This window comes from Pedobacter soli, from assembly GCF_900101435.1.
In the GTDB taxonomy this organism is placed as follows: Bacteria; Bacteroidota; Bacteroidia; order Sphingobacteriales; family Sphingobacteriaceae; genus Pedobacter; species Pedobacter soli.
In genome coordinates this window covers 268,063-288,735 of the sequence record NZ_FMZH01000005.1, presented here as the reverse complement: position 1 = coordinate 288,735, position 20,673 = coordinate 268,063, and the positions used below count along the sequence as shown (strand labels likewise).

Here is a 20,673-nt window from a genome sequence, read left to right as displayed (position 1 = left end):
TTTCTTTCTTATTTTCGTTCCATGTTTTTTCAACTGTTAGCCGATGATCCCGCTTTTCCCGATCCTGCCCTGGCAGAAGAAGATGGTTTGCTGGCCGTTGGCGGTGATTTAAGTATGGAAAGGCTATTAATTGCCTACTCTAACGGTATTTTTCCGTGGTTTAGCGAAGAAGATCCCATTTTGTGGTATTCACCACACGAACGCTGTGTAATTTATCCCGATAAAATCAAGATCAGCAAAAGCATGAAGCAGGTTTTAAAGCAGGGGATATTTAAGGTTACCCTTAACCAGGCTTTTAAAGAAGTGATTTTAAACTGCGCCACTGCGCCAAGAAAGGGGCAGGATGGTACCTGGATTACGACTGAGATGCAGGAAGCTTACCTTCGGCTGCATCAGAACGGATATGCCCACAGCGTAGAGGTTTGGCAGGATGATAAACTGGTTGGTGGTTTATACGGTTTAAAGATAAACCAGGTTTTTTGTGGCGAAAGCATGTTTAGTCAGGTGAGTAATGCTTCAAAAACAGCCTTAATTTTTTTAAGTGAACTTAATATTGAACTGATTGATTGTCAGTTACCCAACGATCATTTAATGAGCTTAGGTGCCGAAATGATCAGTCGTGAAAGGTATATGGAAATGCTTCAAGCTCAGGCTTAATCTCTGTTAGCGGCATCATTCAACTCTTGTTCTTGCATGGCTTTTTCTATTCTTTTATCGGGGATAAACCAAATGCAAGCTACAAAGAAGTAAAGTGCAACACCTAACCATGGGTTTATAAAGCTCAGGCCAATTCCGGCAATGTAAAAAAGCAACGAAATTTTGCCTTTAAAATCGTTTCCTATGGCTTGTACTACTAAAGAATCGCGGCCTTCAGTCCGTTTAATTACGATTACAAATATTGTGTATGCAACTGCAGCTAAAAATAACACTACGCCATAAACAATTACCGGCCAAAGTGCAAAGTGATTTTCGCCCATCCAGCCTGCAGCAAACGGAAATAGCGATAACCAGAACAGAAAATTGAGGTTGGCCCACAACATGGCTCCGCTCACTTTTTTGATGGCATGCAGTAAATGGTGATGATTATTCCAATAGATACCTACAAAAATAAAACTTAAAATGTAGCTGATGAATTTGGGAATCAAAGGCTTAAGGCTTATCAAACTTTCGCTGTGCTCTGGAACTTTAATCTCTAAAACCATAATGGTGATGATGATTGCGATTACGCCATCACTAAATGCTTCTAATCTGCCTTTGTTCATAAACCGTATGCATTAACCTGCCGGATGCAATTATGAGCTAATTTATATAAAAAATAAACACCTGCAAGTTTTGGCCTGCAGGTGTTTCATTATTGTTTTGTTGTACTTAGTATTTAACGATAAAATCGCTGTTTTCGTTGATACTCGTTGAAAACGAGCACCATGATTAACATTATAATTCCCTAACCCAAATATTCCGGAAACTAATTGCCGGGCTTGGGTCGCCGTGATCTTGTAATTTAATTGATGCCGGACCATGTTTTTTATACTCAGGCGCGCCAATGTATCTGGTTTCGCCTTTTAATACAAAGCCATTTTGCAACAACACGCCGTTTAAAAACAGGGTAACGCTTGCTGGTTTTTGTAAGGTTCCGTCTTCGTTAAAACGTGGCGCATTCCAAATGATATCGTAATATTGCCATTCGCCTGGTTTTTTATTGGCGTTTGCTAAAGGAATGCCTTGTTTGTAAACACTTCCGGTTTGCCCGTTAACATAAGTTTTATTGTTGTAGGCATCCATAATCTGGATTTCGTAACCATCATCTCCGCCACCTGTTGAGGCTAAAAACACACCGCTGTTTCCACGTGCCTGTCCTTCGCCTGAAATATTGGCCGGAATTTTCCATTCCATGTGCAACTGGTAATCGGTAAATTTTTTATTGGTTTCAATATTGCCGGTTCCTTTTTTAACGGTGAAGAAACCATCATCAATAGTCCATGCGGCAGGTTTAGATGGATCTTTTACCGAATGCCAGGCATCCAGATTACGGCCGTTAAATAATATAATGGCATCAGAAGGGGCGTCTTGTGGCAATTTGCCAGGCGTAACAATCTTAGGTACGGGTTCCCAAACCTCGGTGGTTTTAGGGTCTCTGGCAGGATCTGGTTTTTTATCTTGTGCCATAGCTTGCCCTGCAAATAAAACAGGAATAAATAATAGTGTGTATTTGTTCATAATTGTGGTTTAACTTTTTAAAGTTAACCAGTTTATTAAGAAATGGAAATTTGGTATTTAAAATATTACCCCAAATCGTCTACAACATAGGTTTCGCTAATGATAACTTCATCTGGCGCAATATCTTCTTTTCTTTGTTCGGCTAAATCGCGCATAGGGCAATAACCTGTAATACCGCGGTATAACAAGCCAGCACCAATGGCTGCACCCGTTAACCCGATTACAGGATGAGTGAAAACACTGGTAATGCCTTTGAAAAGGAGGTAGGCGCCTGTTGCACCAGATAGCCAGCGTTCTGATTTGGAAACATTCTGAAACAATTCGGGGTATTTCCAGGCTTCTTTTACATTATTGACAGCAGTGTTAAAATCTTGATTTGTCATGATGGTAGAGTTTATGTTCTACAGTACAACAAGTAAGAGGGGAATGAGTTTGAAGTAATTTAAATTGTGAGGCTAATAAAGTTTTTTACCACCTAAGACATTTAAGGGCATTTAAGGAAACCTGTCATTCTGAATGCAGTGAAGAATCTCTGAAAGATAGCCTGATAAAAAAGATCCATCATTGCATTCAGGATGACATTTCACTTAGTTTAAAATCTCCCGGATATCTTCCTTACTCAGCGATTTAAAGAAACTTTCTTCGGTGGTAATGAGTGAATTGGCCAGCGATTTTTTTCGGTTTTGCAAAGCCAGAATTTTCTCTTCAACGGTATCTTTGGCAATAAACTTATAGATGAAAACCTTTTTATCCTGCCCGATACGGTGGGTCCTGTCGATAGCCTGTTGCTCTACGGCCGGGTTCCACCAGGGGTCGAGAATAAAAACGTAATCGGCTTGTGTTAAGTTTAAACCTACACCACCTGCTTTTATCGAAATTAAAAACACCTTCAATTCGGTGTTTTGCTGAAATTCGGCCACAATTTCGCCCCGGTTGCGCGTTGCTCCATCCAGATAAGCGAAAGGGATATTTTCGGCTTCGAAATGTTTTTTAAAGATATCAAGGTGCTTAACAAATTGCGAGAAAACCAAAACTTTATGTCCGCCTTTCAGCACATTATCCAGTGTATGAATTACGTTTTCGAATTTACCTGAATCTGATAGGTATTCGCCATCGATCATTACCGGGTGATTGGCCAACTGGCGTAAAGCCGTTAAGCCTTGTAAAAGCTGAACCTGTTTTTGCGCAAAAGTTCCATCATCCATACTTTGCAGCAGATCGTTGCGGTAAGCCGATTTTGTTTTTTCGTAATAGGCAGCCTGGTCTTCGCTCATATCGCAATAAATAACCTGCTCGGTTTTGGGCGGCAACTCTGCAGCTACCTGTTCTTTTGTTCTGCGCAGTACAAAAGGCTTAATTATAGTTTGCAGCTTGCGGGCTTTTTCCTCGTCTTTTTTCTTCTCTATAGCCTGCACGTATTCTTCAAAAAAGAAAGCCTGGGTGCCTAATAAACCGGGGTTTAAAAAGGTTAACTGCGACCACAAATCGCTTACCGAATTTTCTACCGGCGTACCACTCAAAATTAAACGGTGTTTCGATTTGAGGCTTCTAACGGCTTTGAATGATTTGGAGGCAGGGTTTTTAATGTTCTGACTCTCGTCCAATATTACGTAGTTGAAGTAAAAGTTCTTCAATTCATCCACATCTACCCGCGTAACGCCGTAAGTGGTAATAATGATATCGTAATTGGCAAAATTGGCCACATCTTTATTTCTGTTGGTGCCGGTATGCGCCAGTATTTTAAGTTTTGGTGTAAACTTTTTGGCCTCTGTTAACCAGTTATAGATTAAAGAGGTAGGCATGATAATAAGCGATGAGGTTTGGATGCCCTGCAGCTGATCATCTTCTTTTACTTTTTGCAGCATGGCCAGCGTTTGAATGGTTTTACCCAAGCCCATATCATCGGCAAGGCAACCACCAAAGTTGTATTCGCGCAAAAAGCTGAACCAGTTGTAGCCGGCTTTCTGGTAATCGCGTAAACTGCCTTTAAAATGTGCGGGCATTTGTGTATCGGCAATATCTTCAAAATCAGATAAGCGCTGAAGCTTACGTTCGAGTGTTACATTGGCCAGGCTATCTTCGGCAAGATCATTAATTAAGCCGATGTGGTGTTTCTTGAGCTTTAAACTTTTGCCAGTTTCGGCCAGGCTGAATAAACTGCCGTATTGCGTAAACCACTTATCCGGAATAATGGCCACTTCGCCATCTGGTAAGAGGAATTCGCGTTTTTTATGCAGGATATGCTGTTTTAAAGAAAGAAAAGGAATCTGGTATTTACCAAACCAAACTACGGCATTGATATCGAACCAATCGTTTTCTTCTTTAACCTCGAGGTCGATTTTACTTACCCCAAACACAAATTTCTTTTGCCCGGTGGCTTGCTCAATTTCAAAACCCGAAGCCTGTAATATCTCAATGTGCTCGTTTACCCAGTTTATGGCCGCATAACTCGGATTTTCCTCTCCCGAGATTACTTCCAGGTTACTGAATAAGGAACTTGTTTTTTTCAATCCGAGCGATAAAAGCAGGTTAAACTGTTTTTTCTCCCAGTCTGCCGAACGTTTAATGCGGTGAAAAATATAATTGTCTGCCGTTTTTTCCAGTCGAACGGTTACTTTATGTGCATTTTCTACCGGGAAAGTATATTCGCCATATTTAAAGTACAGCTGAATTTGTGAAAGACCTCCATCTACATACAATACTTTAATTACAGGGATGGCTTCAAACTGTTCGGTCCTGATTTCAAAGCCTTCGGCATAAACATGGTGCTTCTCGATTAAAGGAGCAACAAATTTTTCGAAATAGGTAGCCTCGGTAGTTTTGGGTATGGCGATATAGCGTTTGTTCAGAAAGGGCTGTAATTTTTTACCTTCAATATCCTGATCAAAAAAGTACAGTACATCGTTAAGCAGTAACCAGGCTGGTTTGTTGCTGATGATTTGCGCTTCTTTAAACATAAACTCGATGCGCAGGTTCTGGTACTTGATGGTAGGGAAGTAACGCGTTTCGGTTTCGTTTCGGCGGAAGTGAAAAAGGATAGAAGCGGGTTCGGCAGCGAGTTCTATTTTACGCTCAACCGGCCAGCCATCTTTATCCATTATATATAGCTCGTTTTTGGTTTTTAGTAATTCTAAAGCTTCAGCCAGTTTCTTCTCTATTTTCGGACGTACGCTTTCGTAAAATTTATCGTCGAAAACTTTGGTGAAGAACTCAGTTGGCCTGATTAACTTTTTATAATATTTTTTGATAACCGAATCCTGCTCAATGTCATCCAGAATCCGGATCAGCTTATAATCGATATCGCTTAAGAAACGGTTGAACTCCTCGGCCGTATGAGTGAAGATTCGCTGGTAAGTAAAAGAGAAATCGCCTTGCGGATTTAGCTGAACGATGTGTGGTTCAATTAAATAGCCCAAATACTCATGCTTGCACAAAGAGTACACTACTTTACAGGCTTTGGAACTATCGACACGTAACATTGATGGGATTAAAATTTTTGGAAGCTAAGCGCTTAAAAAACTTTAAACTTACAATATTTTGGGTTTACATCAAAAGAACTGATGGTTTTTGAAACAAAAAAAAACGAAATTTTTAAGGAACAACTGAATGGTAATACTTTGGCTAAACAGGCTATTGCAATGCCAGTAAATATTAATCCTTTATAATTGCTTACAACTTATTATCTTAGCAATGTATAACGGTTTGTTAAAAGCCGTTAAGCTTAACGCCGAACAAACCAAATGAAATTTTTTTACCCGCTCTCTCTGTTTATCTGCCTGTGCTTTTGCAGCTATGCGCAAGAAATTCCAAGAAGTACGCAATATATTTTTAATAACATTCTGCTTAATCCCGCCCTGGCTGGTATTGACAATTATACCGACTTAAAAATTGGTCTGCGCAAACAATGGAGTGGTTTAGAGGGAGCGCCCAGTACACAATATCTTTCGTTAAGCACAGCCATTGGCGAAGATTTTGTGCGTAGTAATGTAAATTCGTTTGCTGGTAACGGCGAAAACCCAATGAGCAGAAGTTATGTTAATAATTATACAGCAGCAGAGCCGCATCATGGTATTGGTTTGGTAGCCATGACAGATAAGGCGGGTTTGGTAAGGCAAACAAATGTAAATGTAACTTATGCTTACCATCTTGGCCTTACCAATGAGATCAACTTATCATTGGGCTTATCAGGTGGTTTTAAGTCTATCAGTGTAGATGTGCGTGGAATTATAGCCGACGAATCAGGCGATCCGTTATTCTCTGCAGATTACAACAACAAAATCAGGCCCGATATTGGCGCCGGACTTTGGTTGTATAGTCCCAGGTTTTTTGCGGGCGTTTCGGCGAAGCAACTAATCGGCAATAAAAATAGCGTGGTAAATAATCAGGTGAAAAGCAGTCCATACCAATCGGCAACTTTTTACGGAACGGCAGGCTACAAAATATTCTTAGATGAAGATATTGCCATGATTCCCTCAGCGTTGATTAGCTATTGGGCCAATGCGCCTGCAACTTTTGATGCCAACCTGAAATTTGCCTATAAAGATAAATTCTGGGTTGGAACCAGTTTCCGCAATAACGATTCGTTTTCACTTTTGGCCGGTTTTAATATTGCTTCGCTGGTTAACCTCAGTTATTCCTATGATGTTAATACTTCGGGCTTACGCTCGGTAAATAATGGCACGCACGAAATTGTGTTGGGCATACTCCTGAATAACCGTTATCAGGTAGCCTGCCCAAGCAGGCAGTTTTAACGTAAAAGTGTAATACTGCCTCCTAACGGTTTACATTCGGCCCTTAAATCGATTACGTAATAATAAACACCTGCAGGTAATTCCTTATCCCTGAATCTGCCATCGAAAGGTTTGGTATAGTTTCCTATAGATTCGTAAACCAGTTGCCCGCCACGGGTGTAAACCTTGATATTGGTGCCTTTAAAATCAGGTAAGCCACGTACCTGCCAAACATCATTCATGCCATCGCCATTTGGCGTCATGGTATTGGTGATCTCCAGGTTATCGTGTGTTACCTCTACGTGTACTTTGGTAAACTCGCTGGTACAGGAGCCGAGTTTTCTGCGCACAAAGTAATCGGCTGTTTTAGCAACTTTAAAGCTGAAAATACCCTTGGTGCTTTCTAAAAATGGTTTGCTGTCGTCTATTCTTTCAAATAGCTGATAAGTTCCCTCTTCTGGTGCAATTACAGGCAAAACAATATCAGATACATAACAAACGCGCAAATCGTTGATAACCGGGGCCAGAATTTTGAAAGGTTCATCAACAATGGTAAAAGGCTCACTTATGGCGTAACCACAACTCGTTTTGTCTTTCACTTCTAATCGGTAGGTACCTGCACCAATGTTGGTTAAATCCTGCGTAAACTGAACAGCCTCACCTGCTTCATTTATCCATTTAAAGTCGTACCCCGGCACACCCCCAATAACCTGAACGCCTGTAACAGAACCTCTTTGCAAAGAACAACCATCTTTAACTGCTTTACCTGTATTTGGAACTATAGTAAGCAATGGGGTAACTTCAATCGTGTACGGACCAATAACAAATGGTGCACAGTTATTAATGTCATAAGCATACATCGTATAAACACCGCCCGGTAAATTTTTGAGCGATATAGAATTAATAGTTTTAGTGCTTAGTACAATGTTGCCAGCTTCATCTTTCCATTCATATCGATACGGAAGTGCAGAGCTAAAATCAAGATCAATAGTTCCATTTGTAAGTCCGCAGGTTGTTGGCGATTCACGGTGCGAAAAATTATAAACCGGGGGAGGTGTTGCAGTTATCACAAAATCTCTGGACACACGTGGACAAGTAGAGCTACTGTTGCTAGCCCATAACCTGTAAGAACCAGGTTTTAAATTTTCGATTAATAAAGATGTTCCGGCAGAATAAGTTCCTTTCTTTATTGTAATTCCATCCGGACCAATCCATTCATAACCATTCGCGTCAGTTAAGGTAATTCCTCCTAAGGCGCCATTGTCGCTATTACAGGTTACGTTTTTCTTAATGCCTGCATCACTAATTTGAATGGTATTATCGGTTATGATAAAGTATGATGCCGAAGTAGATGGACATTCACCTTCATCAGATACCACAATCGTATAATTTCCTCCATCCACATTTTGTAGATCGAGCGTTGAAGCGATAACATCGCCCAGGGCTCCGGTGATCGGGTCAGGCTTATACCATTTGTAAGTCACAGTACCGGTAAAATCTGTAATTTTTAAGCCTGTAATTGCGCCATTCTGACTGCCACAGGTAGCATGTTTTGGCGCGATGGTACTGGTAATAATAATTTTTGGTTTTCTTTTTACTGTAATGGGGTCTGAATCTAATGAACAGCTTGCTTCATCTGAGACTTTTACATAATACGTGCCTTCTGGTAAATTAGCCGGATTGCTTCTGCTCACTACAGCATTTGTTGCAGTATTGATCCATTCGTATTTTAAAACTCCTTTTCCCCTTAAAACTTCAGCGGTAAATGTAAAAGATGTTTGTCCGCAAACCGGGTTAATTGGTAAAATGGTAGGTTTAGTTAATTTTTGGTCTTTAATGATGAATACAGTTGGAAATGCCTTACAGCCATCGTCAACCGTTACTTCGTAAGTGCCCACATCTAAATTAGATATGCTTTGCGTATTACCTTTGGGTACCCGGCTGCCATCTGTTTCTATTTTTACCCAGCTAAAGGTGAAACCCTCACGCGGCTCGGGAATAGTGATCGATCCATTGGCGTTACAGGTAACCGGTTCAACTATGGCTTCGTTGGGTAGTAACTCTGCCGTAGAGAAAGGAGAGGTAGTAGCATTTAATAAACTGGCAGTTGCCGTAACCATTCCGCTCAAAGCGCCGTTATACTCCCAGCGCCCATCGCTGCCGGCTTGCACAGTGGCAATATAGGTTTTACCCTCGCAAATGCCCTGACAATTTACGGTATAAAATAGCTCTACTTCCGAGTTTGGCGTAGCCCTGCCAGAAACATAATCGCTGCGTTTTTTGAGGACCTGGATATAGGGTTGAAGGATAGTGAGGGTTTTCCCGATCCCGAAATTTTTATTGCAGAAAAAGCTGTTGCGGGTAACTTTTACCGGTTTGGCCGATACTGTTTCTAATCCGAAGTTGTTATTGGCAATTAAGTTTGCTTCGGCAGGGGTTGCACCACCTACAGTTCCACTGGCGCCGGCCTCTAATTTTACGCCCATGCCGTTACCCATTACTACTGTGCCGGCTGCATCGGTACCAATGGCGTTACCTGTTAAAATAAAGTCGGAGTTGGTAATCGAAACACCTGTGGTGCGGTTACCTCCGATTATGTTATTGCGCACATAAAGCGCAGTGTTTATTGCGTTTACTTTTAATCCCGAAATTTCTAAGGCTGAAGACGATAAAAATAGCGGAAGCTCGTGGAAATCTTTCTTACCGGTATAATCAACCCCAATTTTGTTGTTAATTACATTGATGTCGAACCTGGCGCTGCTGGAGTAGGATGATCGGGTAATATCTACATTGATGCGGTTTGCAGCAATTACGTTGCCTTCGCCTGGGTTATCACCACCCACATCAAGCCCGCAGTCGTAAAGATTGGCCGAAATACCTGTTACGTTGGTGTTGGGGGTGATGCCATCATAAATTACCCCGATTAAATTAGATTGGATCTTTATTTTGGTATTTACCGCTGTACTGAAAAAAGAACTGTTCTGGACAACAATGCCATTAATATTGCCACCGATTACGTTTCCTTTTCCGGGTGCCCCGATAGTAATGTTGTTTGCACGGTAATCGAGTACAATACCCGATCCCTGGAACATATTTACATTTTGAAGGTTGGTTATGGTTGCGAAATTACGGATGTAAAGCCCATAAATTTCCACACCGGTGGTTTGGACTAATGTATTGGCATATTGGCCGATAACCAGGCCTGAAAAGGTGGTGTTGGCATATTCAGGTTCTAAAATTACTTTAGCCCCTGAAACACCGAGCGCAGGCCAGGAGGCTTGCGAAGTTCCATCGATGATCACATTTGAGGTTACCACCGGCAATGCCGTGCGGAGCCTGATGGTACGGTTAGCATTATCGGTTGGGGTACCCGGTAAATTAAAGTTAATGGTAAAGGTTGTTGCCCTGTTGGCTACAGCAGCCTGTGTTAAGCCCTCGCGCAAAGTACCGGGGCCGCTATCCGCGTTACTGGTTACCACATAAGTTTGGGCATAAATATTTTGAAAGAAAAATAAGCCTGCAAATAAGGCTAAAAGTTTAGAGAGGCGCATAAAATTGTTTGGTAAGGCCAAAATACGAATAAACTTTTAGTAGCTAGTGTTTTAGTTAAAAAACCAGATTATTTTTTGCTTTGCCTGGGGAGATTAATTTTTATAGCAAAATTTTCCCACAGATTTAAGGGGATCAAACCGCAGATCAGACAGGATTAGTATGGTACTCATTACAAACGAAGAAGAAAGGCAAGTTCGATTGAATCGAACTGTTATTCATGCACGCGTTATAAACGCGCGCAAGCTTATATTTAATCTGCGGTTTTTTCTGTTTAATCTGCGGGAAACAATAATAATGCTGTATGCATATTATGTACGATTAGAATCGCACTGCTATTTATGCAAGCACCAGGGCCAAACAAAAAAGGCATCCTGAAAAATCAGAATGCCTTTCTTTTTCCTGTTGCAATAGCTTATTTCCAGCCACCGCCCAGTGCACGGTATAAATTTACTACCGATTGTAGTTTTTGCAATTTATCGTTAATGCCGCTTAACTGTGCAGTTAACAGACTCTGTTCTGAAGTTAATACATCGGTATAATTGGTAGCCGAGCTATAACGCAATAACTCTTTGGTAAAATCTACTGCTTTGGTTAACGAAGCAATTTGTTTAGCTCTTGTAGCTTCTTTTTCTACAGCTGTTTGGTAGGCGAATAAAGCATTTGATACTTCCTGTCCGCCGGTTAAAAGCGTTTGCTGGAAATTATAAAATGCAATCTGCTGATTGGCTTGCGCTGTTTTCAAGCGAGCTTTATTGGCTCCTTTAGCAAAAATAGGCTGGGTTAAGCCACCTACCAGATTATAGAAAATAGATTTGCTGAAGAAATCCTGCAACTGTAAGCTCGATAAACCACCGGAAGCAGTAAGGGTTAAAGCCGGATAAAAATAGGCTTTGGCTACATTGGTGTTTTCGAAAGCTGAACGGAAACCAAATTCGGCTGCAATTACATCCGGACGGTTTTGCAGCAACTGCGCAGAAACACCGGTTTTTAAATCGGCATAAGGTGTTTGCTGATCTAAGGTAGTACGGTTAATGGCATTTGGCGCTTTACCTAATACAACGCTCAATGCATTTTCAGCTTCCTTTATGCTCCTTTTTAAATCGGGTAAAGTAACCTGAGCCGCATATAAATTGGCCTCGCTTTGAACCACGGCTGCTCCATTAACCACAGCGCCTTGTTTAAGCTCTCTCATGGTTTCCACATCCTTGGTTCTCACTCTAATGGTTTCTTCGGTAATGGCCAGTTGCTTATCCAGCGCCAGCAAAGTGTAATAGTTGTTGGCGATGGTAGCAATTAACTGGGTTTGAACAGCTCTTTTGGCTGCATCGCTTTGCAATAAGGTAGCGTAAGCGGCACGCTTGGCACTGCTTAATTTGCCCCAGATATCCGCTTCCCAGGCTGTGCTCAATTGTGCTTTATAGGTTTGGGTTTCCAAATTAATGTTAATCCCTGCCGGAAAGTTTAATGCAGCCTGTGATTGTTTATTATCGGTTACGTTTACATCGGCCTGTAAGCTTGGCAAAAATGCCGCCCGGCTTTGTTGTAAGGTTGCCTCGGCAATTTTAATCCTTTCGATGGCCTGTTTCAGGTCTAAATTTTCATTTATCCCTTGCTGGATTAATGATTGTAAAGTGGTATCCGAAAACAGTTGTTTCCATTGCAGGTCGGCTATAGAGGCCGTATCTGTCGTATTGTTGTCGCGGTACAACCCTTCACTTTTCACCTGTGGGCGCTCGTACTTTTTGGTCACACAGGCACTAAGGCTAAGGATGGCTATACCGGTTAAAATGGAATGCTTATATGTAAATTTCATGTTTTTAAAATTAATGTGGACCGTTAACCGCTAACTCGTATTCTTCTTCTGTTTGCTCGCGGTCAATGCCTTCATCAAAAGGAGATTTGTTGCTTATTTTTTCCTGCAATGTCTGGAAAACAATAAACAATGCAGGAATTACAAACACTCCGAATATGGTACCAATTAACATACCCCCAACAGCACCAGTACCAATCGATTTATTTCCTGATGCACCCACACCAGTAGATAGCATTAGCGGCAATAAACCCAGAATAAAGGCGAAAGAGGTCATCAAAATCGGGCGCAAACGCGCCGTAGCACCATCAATAGCCGCATTGGTAATACTCATGCCTTTCCGCCTGCGGTCTACCGCGTATTCAACAATCAGGATCGCATTTTTGGCCAGTAAACCCACCAGCATAATCAGTGTAATTTGCGTATAAATGTTATTGTCAATACCAAAGATCTTATCGAAAATAAATACCCCGGCTAAACCAATTGGCAGCGAGAATAGTACAGCCAATGGTAAAATGTAACTTTCGTATTGTGCCGAAAGCAGGAAGTAAACAAAGATTACGCAAAGCAGGAAGATGAAAATGGTCTGACTACCGCTGCTTACCTCTTCACGCGATAAACCAGAGAATTCATATCCATATCCGGTTGGAAGGTGGATCGCCGCTTCTTCCTGGATTGCTTTAATGGCATCACCAGAACTGTATCCGGCATTTGGGTTACCTGTAACCGCAATTGAAGTGTAGAGGTTGAAACGCGAAATTGCCTGCGGTCCGTACACTTTTTCTAAGGTAATAAATTCAGAAACAGGCGCCATGGTGCCGCTTGAGTTGCGCACATAAATATTGGTTAAGCTTTGCTGATTTGCACGGTATTTGGCATCGGCCTGGAACATTACACGGTATTGCTTACCAAATTTATTAAAGTTAGAAGCATATACACCACCATAATAGCCTTGTAAAACGCCCAATACATCGCTAACGGTTAAGCCAGCCTGTTTAATCTTAGCTACGTTAACATCGATTTGATACTGAGGGAAATTGGGGTTAAACGAAGTTGATGCGTATTGAATTTCCGGACGTTTACTTAAAGCGCCTAAAAATGCATTACCAATTTCGTTGAATTTCTTAATATCACCACCGGTTTTATCCTGTAGTTGAAATTCGAAACCACCACCGGTACCAAATCCCTGAATGGTTGGCGGAGCAAAGAAAATTACTTTTGCACCTTTAATTCCGCTGGCTTTGCCGAATAACTCGCCAATAATGGCTTTAACATCCCTTTTGCGTTCATCCCAGGGCTTAAGCCTTGCGATAACCATACCGTAAGAACTACCCGAACCACTGATTAAACTCCGGCCTACTACCCTGAAGGTAGCTTCAACTTCTGGTACCTTACTTACAATATCATTGATTTTTACAATGATTTTATCTGTTTCTTCCTGCGAAGTTGATGGTGGTAAAGAAATATCAGAGAAAATGGTTCCCAAATCTTCGTTAGGTACGAAACCTTTTGGTGTGGTATTCATGATCCAAACCAATACCACTGCAAACACGGCAATACCTAAACCCGCTAACCATCTTTTTCTACCTAAAAAGCCTACCGAACGTTTGTATTTCTGCGTTACAGCATCAAATGAAGTGTTAAAAGCATCGTAAAAGCGATGTAAAAAGTTTTTATCCTTTCCGTGCTCGTCTTTGTGCGGTTTCAAAAACATAGCACACAACGCCGGACTTAAAGTTAAAGCATTAATAGCCGATAAAATGATAGATATGGCCAGTGTTAAACCGAACTGCTTATAAAATACACCCGAAGAGCCCTGAATAAAACTCACCGGGATAAATACCGCCGCCATTACCAGGGTAATCGAAATAATGGCTCCGCTGATATCGTCCATTGCATCTTTGGTAGCTTTTTTGGCATCGGTATAACCCGCATCCAGTTTAGCATGTACCGCCTCAACCACTACAATGGCATCATCTACCACGATACCAATGGCCAGTACCAATGCAAATAAGGTTAATAAGTTAATAGTGAAACCAAATAAACTTAAAAAGAAGAAAGTACCGATAATCGCCACCGGAACACTAATTGCAGGAATTAACGTTGAGCGGAAATCCTGTAAGAAAATAAACACCACTAGGAATACCAGGATAAAGGCCTCGATCAGCGTGTGGATTACCTTTTCGATTGATGCATCAAGGAAGTTGTTAACGTTAACAACAGTTTCGTAATGCACACCTTTAGGGAAAGAAAGTGCTGCCTTATCTAAAGTTTTGATCGAATTTTCGATTACTTCTTTCGCATTTGAACCAGCAGTTTGGCTAATGGCAATACCCAATGCCGGTTTACCGTTAAATTTCACGTAACTGGCATAGCTTTGCGCACCAAGTTCTATTCTGGCCACATCTTTTAAACGCAAAATCTGCCCGTTGGCATCGGCTTTAATGATGATGTTGCTAAACTCGGTTTCGGTTTTTAAACGGCCGCTGTATTTTAAAGTATACTGGAATGCTTGTCCGCCTTGCTCACCAAACTGACCTGGAGCGGCCTCAATGTTCTGCTCGGCCAGGGCCACATTCACATCATTTGGAACCAGGCCATAAACGGCCATCACCTCTGGCTTAAGCCAAATCCGCATGGTGTAATCTAAAGTACCAAAAGCACTGGCATCACCTACACCATTAATCCTTTTAATTTCGGGAATAATGTTAATGTTAGCATAGTTCTGCAAAAATTTCTGATCGTATGAAGGATCGTCACTGTAAATGGCAAAAATAAGGAGGTTACTCGCCTGTCTTTTAGCGGTAATTACACCCGATCTTGTTACCTCTGCAGGCAATAAGCTGGTTGCCCTGGCTACACGGTTCTGTACGTTTACAGCTGCCAGATCGGGGTTTGTGCCTAGTTTAAAGTTAACTGTGATGGTTGCAGTACCATCATTACTGGCGCTTGAAGTCATGTAGGTCATGTCTTCCACACCATTTATCTGTTCTTCGAGCGGAACAACAACGCTACTCATTACCACATCGGCGTTGGCACCCTGGTACGACGCAGATACCTGTACGGTCGGAGGCGCAATTTCTGGATACTGCGAAATGGGTAAAGTTACAAGGCCTAATACACCTAATATTACAATTATAATGGATATAACTGTCGATAAAACGGGCCTGTCTATAAATTTCTTAAACATAAATAATATGGATTACACTGATACAGTGTGAATTGCACTAATTGTTATTTTTTGATTTCAGCATAAACTGAATCGGCTGCTTTTTCTTCAGGTTTAATTTTTGTGCCGTCTTTTAACGATTGGAAACCTTCTAAAATTACTTTGTCGCCGGTTTTAAGACCTTTGGTAACTACGTAAAAATTGCCTTTGGCTAATTCCATTACCTCAATCTGTGTATTTACCACTTTGGCTGAGTCGCCTAAAATGTAAACGAATTTCTTGCCCTGTAAATCGATGGTTGATTTTTGAGGGATTAAAATTGCATTTTCAACATGTTGAGGGATTCTAACTGATGCGCTGGCCCCATTTTTTAGTAAGAAAACCGGGTTAGGGAAAGTAGCCCTTAAACTTGCCGAACCTGTATTGGTGTTAATCTGTCCGTTAATCGATTCGATTTTACCATTTTGGGCATAAATACTGCCATCGGCCAGTACTAAACTAACCGGCGGAATATTTTTCATTTGCTCGGCCAGTGTTTTGCCTTTATAGGTGCTTGCGAAATCTAAAAGTTGTTTTTCGTTTAAAGAGAAATAAGCATAAACTTTCGAAGTATTCGAAACTGTAGTAAGCGGTTGTGCGCTGCTGCTGCTAACCAAACTTCCGTTTCTGAAAGGAATGCTTCCTACCACACCATCAACCGGACTGGTAATTGAAGTATAGCCTAAATTAACCTTTGCATTTACCAACTCTGCTTTTGCCTGTGCCAATGCAGCTTTTCTGCTTTGAAGCGTTAACTGCGCTGCATCGAGGTCGTACTTACTGATGATATCTTTATCTACCAAAGGTTTGGTTTTATTCACCATTAACTGGGCGGCGTTTACATCGGCCTCGGCACTGCTAATGGCTGCTTTTGCAGTTCTTACCTGCTGTTCGTATTGGGGGGCATTAATGGTAAAAAGTAACTGACCTTTTTTAACCACAGCACCTTCATCCACAAATATCTTCTCAATAAAACCGTCAACTTTCGGGCGGATATCGATATTCTGGATACCTTCTATCGTTGCAGGATAATCTGAATCGAGGGTGGTGTTCTGTGTGTTTACTGTAAATACGGGGTAGGCTTGCGGACCTGCAGCTGCTGCGGCGGCAGCTTTTTTAGCTTCGTCGTTATTTCCGCAGGATGCCAGAAGCATACCAATGCTCATGCTAAAAAAGAGAGTTGTTACTTTTCTCATGGACTATTTCTGTGTGTTTAAATTTAAATTTCCGGATTAAGGGCGTTATCAATAAGGATGGACTTCAATTGTCGCCGATAATTGCCCAAAAATAGAGCCTAACCAAAAATAAATCTGTCCAAATTCTGTCATTTAATCAATCGATTGATTTATTTGGTGATTAAAAATTTACTTAAATATAAGTAAATAATTGTTTTTAAGTGTTTTGTGCGTGATTTTTATTTAAAAAACCGACTTGTAAATATCTTGCGACAGATGTTAAAAGCTGTTAAATAAGCAAATACAATGTTAATTTTATCGCATAAAACTGTTGTTTATTTTGAGCAATAGCCGCTACCTGATGTACAATTTAAACAGAATGAAAAGGGGGGATGTTCAGCGGTTTTTAGCTTTATTGATATGAAAAATCTTTTGCTGTTAGTTGTAGTTTTATTTGCCTCGGGCTGTTTAATTCCCGGCGCGCCACACTACTATCATTACAAACTAAAGCAGAATAATGCCGATTCTGTTGTGGTGATTTCCTATCCTTCCCGACTCGATTATCAATACCGGTTTAGCCAAAATGTTTGGGATAGTGTTTTGGTGTTTGATCCGATTCACCGGCTTTTTCAAAAAATGACTTTACATGAAAATGCCGACTTTTATCCAAAGGCTTATTACTCGCTTTACAAAAAAGAGCGGTCGAATTTGCAAAAAATGAATAAAGTGAAATCTCTTGTCGTGAAAAAGTATAAACAAAATTTAGCGGAAACAGACACGCTTTACTACCAGGATTTACGCTGAAGATTTAATCCACTTCGCCCTCAAAAACAAGTTTGGCTGGTCCGCATAAAAAAACATTGGTAAATGCAGTACCATCGTAATCAAATTCGATTTTAATATCACCACCCAAAACTTTAATATCGGTTTTAATGTGGCCGCTTAAGTTTTTATGTTTGGCCATCGCCATGGCTACGGCAGTAACTCCTGTACCGCAGGCATAGGTTTCATCTTCAACGCCACGCTCGTAGGTACGCACAAACAGGTGATCGCCTTTATCTTCTACAAAGTTTACGTTTATACCCTCAGTTTTATAGGTGTCGTTGTAACGGATGCTTTTACCCTCATGAAAAACATCAAGATCTTTTAAACCGGTTTGTAAAGCCACGTAATGAGGTGAACCTGTATTTAAAACATAAGCTTCGCCATCTTTGTTAATGGTGTCAACATCAATCATTTGCAAATCAACCCATTCGCCATTTTCTGAAATTCTGGCATAATGCGGTCCATCTACTGCCAAAAAGTTTGTCTCCCGGTCAATAATGCCAAGTTGTTTGGCAAAAGCGACAATACAACGACCGCCATTACCGCACATACTGCCCAGGTTACCATCGGCATTAAAATAATGCATTTCAAAGTCATAATCTTCGTGTTTGGTCAGGAACATTAAACCATCGGCACCTATGCCAAATCTTCTGTGGCAAAGCTGTTCAACTAATTGATTATCAATATTTTTTAACGGACTCATGGTGTGGTCTATTAAAATGAAATCGTTGCCTGCGCCCTGATATTTATAGAAATTAATTTTCATGAAAGCTTCATCTTTTAGTGCAATATTTGAATTGCAAAGTGTAACCGGCACCTCGTGTTTTTTTGATTTAACATTTTTTAACACAAAACCGGGTGCACTAATGATGCAAATATCGTTTATATGGTATTAAATTTGAATAATTAACGAAAGAAATTTTAGCAGATAAAAACTGCAGGAGCATTCTGCTTAAATCAAAGTGAAACAAACACTCCCGCAAAATTAGTAAATTTAACAACTGAAATAGGGTGAGCTAAAACAATTAGCTAGCAAAACGGCTTATCATATATCAGGGGTTTTAAAATTTTATAAACACATGGAAACCATTAAAGGCAAGCAAGATTAAACATACAGATCAATGCTTTTAATAGCTTCATAGCCATTAAAAAAATAAATAATAAACACATGAAAAAAATATTGGGAATTACCGTGCTAGCTGCTTTTATAGGTGGGGCAGCAGCAATAGGGGGTTACAAACTTTTTGAACGTAACCAAACAGGCAGTACAATTTCTGAAAAACAGAATTTATATTTTGCAAATAACCCACTTAAAGTATCGTCGGCAGGCACAACCGATTTTACACAGGCTGCAGCAGCAGTTGCACCAGGTGTGGTGCACATTAAAACTACCTACGCTGCACAAAGCGGTGGTGGCAGAGGCTCTTCTCCGTTTGATATGATGGAAGATTTCTTCGGTGGCGGTGGCCGTCAGATGCAGCGCCAGCCGAGGGCAGCGTCGGGCTCAGGTGTAATCATCAGTCAGGATGGTTATATCGTAACCAACAACCACGTGGTAGAAAATGCAGAAAAGGTTGAGGTTGTTTTAACCGACAGACGTAAAGTTGAAGCCAAAGTAATTGGTCGCGACCCCAATACCGATTTGGCTTTAATTAAAGTAAATGCTAACAATTTACCTGTAGTAAAAATGGGTAACTCTGATAATGTACAGGTTGGCGAATGGGTTTTAGCTGTTGGCTTCCCTTTAGATTTAAATACCACTGTAACAGCAGGTATTGTAAGTGCTAAAAACCGCAGTATCGGTATTATTGGACGCGAGCAACAAGGAAACGAAATCACTGAAGAAGAATATCGCGAATATCAGCGTACAGGTAAAAGACCAGATCGTCCGGCCAATACCAGTATCGAATCATTTATTCAGACAGATGCGGCCATTAACCCTGGTAACAGCGGTGGTGCATTGGTAAATGCAAATGGCGAACTGGTAGGTATTAACTCAGCAATTGCTTCGCAAAGTGGTTATAACCAGGGATATGGTTTTGCAATTCCGGTTAACCTTGCCCGTAAAATTGTAGATGATTTTATGAAATATGGCTCGGTTAAACGTGGTTACATTGGCGTTAACTTTGTTCCGCTAAGTGGCGATGAAAAACCTGAAGGCATTAAAACCAACGAAATCAGTGGTCTATATGTAAGCGATGTAGTTGCCGGTGGTGGTGCAGCAGCAGCTGGTATTAAATCAGGCGACGTAATTAAAAAAGTTGATGGCGTGGTGATTAACGATTCGCCTGACTTACAGGAAAGAGTTGGTCGTTTAAACCCTGGCGATAAAGTAAAATTAACTGTATTGCGTGATGGATCTTTAAAAGATTATACCGTTACCCTTAAAGGCGAAGCCAGTGTAGGTTTAACTGCCAATAATACAGCTGGTAAAGCTGCCGAGGTTTCAAAACTGGGTGCAACTTTTGCTCCCGCCAGCCAGGCTCAAAAAGCTAAATATGGCATTAGTGGCGGTGTAGTAGTAACTTCGGTTACAACCGGAAAAGCTTTCGATAACATTGGTGTAGAAAAAGGGTTAATTATTACCAAAGTAAACGGACAGCCTGTTAATTCAGTGGCAGATGTACAAAAAGCATTGCCACTAGGTAGAAATAACATGGTAAGCATTAGTGGTGTTGGTGAGCAAGGTTCATATAACTACAGTTTCCCGGCGCAATAAATTTTGCAGAAAAAAATAGTTTAAAAAATGTCCTCCCTGTTTAAAAACCGGGAGGACATTTTTTTTAATCCTGATGGATGGGCTCGTGATGGGCATGGCAGGCATCTGCACATTCTTCGCACGTTACGGCACATTGCCTGCAGTGCTCGTGGTCGTGTTTGCCACACTCAGCGGCACACAAGCGGCAAATTTCTTCACATAACAACAAATACTGTTTGCTAATTACCGATTCGCGCTGCAAGAGCCGCGTAGCCTGCGTACAAATATCGGCACAATCGCGATCCAGTTTAATACAATCAACCATCATGTTCAGGTCTTCCTCCTGTAAACACGACGATGCACAATGCTCGCAAGCCATCGCACAATCCAATAAAGCCTGAATTAAGGCATGATTCCGGTTTTCCATAGCTTAAAAATTTTGGTTATCAATATGCTCT

At 41.0% G+C, this 20,673-nt stretch carries 14 protein-coding genes; 4 read left to right on the top strand and 10 right to left on the bottom strand.

Annotated elements, in window-relative coordinates:
• The first annotated feature begins 21 nt into the window (after nt 1-21).
• The gene (aat, locus tag BLR37_RS13235; protein WP_090769270.1) at nt 22-657 is read left to right on the top strand and encodes a leucyl/phenylalanyl-tRNA--protein transferase; all 636 of its coding nucleotides are present in this window, start codon (nt 22-24) and stop codon (nt 655-657) included.
• Here aat and BLR37_RS13230 read toward each other — a convergent pair.
• From BLR37_RS13230 to BLR37_RS13215, 4 genes are all read right to left on the bottom strand, one after another.
• Entirely contained in the window at nt 654-1,262 is a 609-nt protein-coding gene (locus BLR37_RS13230; RefSeq protein ID WP_090769268.1) for a TMEM175 family protein, read from the bottom strand. The genes aat and BLR37_RS13230 overlap by 4 nt on opposite strands.
• A 172-nt stretch (nt 1,263-1,434) precedes the next feature.
• Nucleotides 1,435-2,217 carry a 3-keto-disaccharide hydrolase gene (locus BLR37_RS13225; RefSeq protein WP_039472694.1) on the bottom strand — a complete coding sequence of 261 codons (783 nt, stop codon included), beginning with the start codon at nt 2,215-2,217 and terminating at the stop codon, nt 1,435-1,437.
• A 65-nt stretch (nt 2,218-2,282) separates the two neighbouring features.
• Entirely contained in the window at nt 2,283-2,600 is a 318-nt protein-coding gene (locus BLR37_RS13220; protein WP_052265985.1) for a YgaP family membrane protein, read from the bottom strand.
• A 204-nt stretch (nt 2,601-2,804) separates the two neighbouring features.
• On the bottom strand, nt 2,805-5,696 hold the full coding sequence (locus BLR37_RS13215) for a DEAD/DEAH box helicase (RefSeq protein WP_090769266.1): 2,892 nt from the start codon (nt 5,694-5,696) through the stop codon (nt 2,805-2,807).
• Between the two features lie 261 nt (nt 5,697-5,957).
• Between BLR37_RS13215 and BLR37_RS13210 the strand changes: the two genes are divergently transcribed.
• Complete coding sequence (locus BLR37_RS13210; protein ID WP_090769264.1) at nt 5,958-6,968, top strand: PorP/SprF family type IX secretion system membrane protein; 1,011 nt, start codon at nt 5,958-5,960, stop codon at nt 6,966-6,968.
• Here the strand turns inward: BLR37_RS13210 and BLR37_RS13205 are convergent.
• The 4 genes from BLR37_RS13205 to BLR37_RS13190 form a co-directional block, all read right to left on the bottom strand.
• The gene (locus BLR37_RS13205; protein WP_090769263.1) at nt 6,965-10,498 is read right to left on the bottom strand and encodes a T9SS type B sorting domain-containing protein; all 3,534 of its coding nucleotides are present in this window, start codon (nt 10,496-10,498) and stop codon (nt 6,965-6,967) included. The two genes, BLR37_RS13210 and BLR37_RS13205, sit on opposite strands and share 4 nt — an antisense overlap.
• A gap of 413 nt (nt 10,499-10,911) precedes the next feature.
• On the bottom strand, nt 10,912-12,312 hold the full coding sequence (locus BLR37_RS13200) for an efflux transporter outer membrane subunit (protein WP_090769261.1): 1,401 nt from the start codon (nt 12,310-12,312) through the stop codon (nt 10,912-10,914).
• A 10-nt stretch (nt 12,313-12,322) separates the two neighbouring features.
• Nucleotides 12,323-15,499, bottom strand: a complete 3,177-nt coding sequence (locus BLR37_RS13195) for an efflux RND transporter permease subunit (RefSeq protein ID WP_090769259.1) — start codon at nt 15,497-15,499, stop codon at nt 12,323-12,325.
• 44 nt (nt 15,500-15,543) lie between these two features.
• Nucleotides 15,544-16,713 (bottom strand): efflux RND transporter periplasmic adaptor subunit, encoded by a 1,170-nt coding sequence (locus tag BLR37_RS13190; protein ID WP_090769257.1) that lies wholly within the window; start codon nt 16,711-16,713, stop codon nt 15,544-15,546.
• Between the two features lie 399 nt (nt 16,714-17,112).
• Here BLR37_RS13190 and BLR37_RS13185 point away from each other — a divergent pair, with 399 nt between their 5' ends.
• Nucleotides 17,113-17,496 carry a hypothetical protein gene (locus tag BLR37_RS13185; protein ID WP_090769253.1) on the top strand — a complete coding sequence of 128 codons (384 nt, stop codon included), beginning with the start codon at nt 17,113-17,115 and terminating at the stop codon, nt 17,494-17,496.
• A 4-nt stretch (nt 17,497-17,500) separates the two neighbouring features.
• On the opposite strand, the gene dapF is transcribed toward BLR37_RS13185, so the two are convergent.
• Nucleotides 17,501-18,283 carry a diaminopimelate epimerase gene (dapF, locus tag BLR37_RS13180; RefSeq protein WP_090769564.1) on the bottom strand — a complete coding sequence of 261 codons (783 nt, stop codon included), beginning with the start codon at nt 18,281-18,283 and terminating at the stop codon, nt 17,501-17,503.
• A 402-nt stretch (nt 18,284-18,685) separates the two neighbouring features.
• On the opposite strand from dapF, the gene BLR37_RS13175 reads away from it, so the two are divergent.
• A complete protein-coding gene (locus tag BLR37_RS13175; RefSeq protein ID WP_090769251.1) occupies nt 18,686-20,236 on the top strand; it encodes a trypsin-like peptidase domain-containing protein in 1,551 nt (516 codons plus the stop codon).
• 64 nt (nt 20,237-20,300) lie between these two features.
• Here the strand turns inward: BLR37_RS13175 and BLR37_RS13170 are convergent, their stop codons facing one another.
• The gene (locus BLR37_RS13170) at nt 20,301-20,642 is read right to left on the bottom strand and encodes a four-helix bundle copper-binding protein (protein WP_090769249.1); all 342 of its coding nucleotides are present in this window, start codon (nt 20,640-20,642) and stop codon (nt 20,301-20,303) included.
• Nucleotides 20,643-20,673 lie beyond the last annotated feature (31 nt).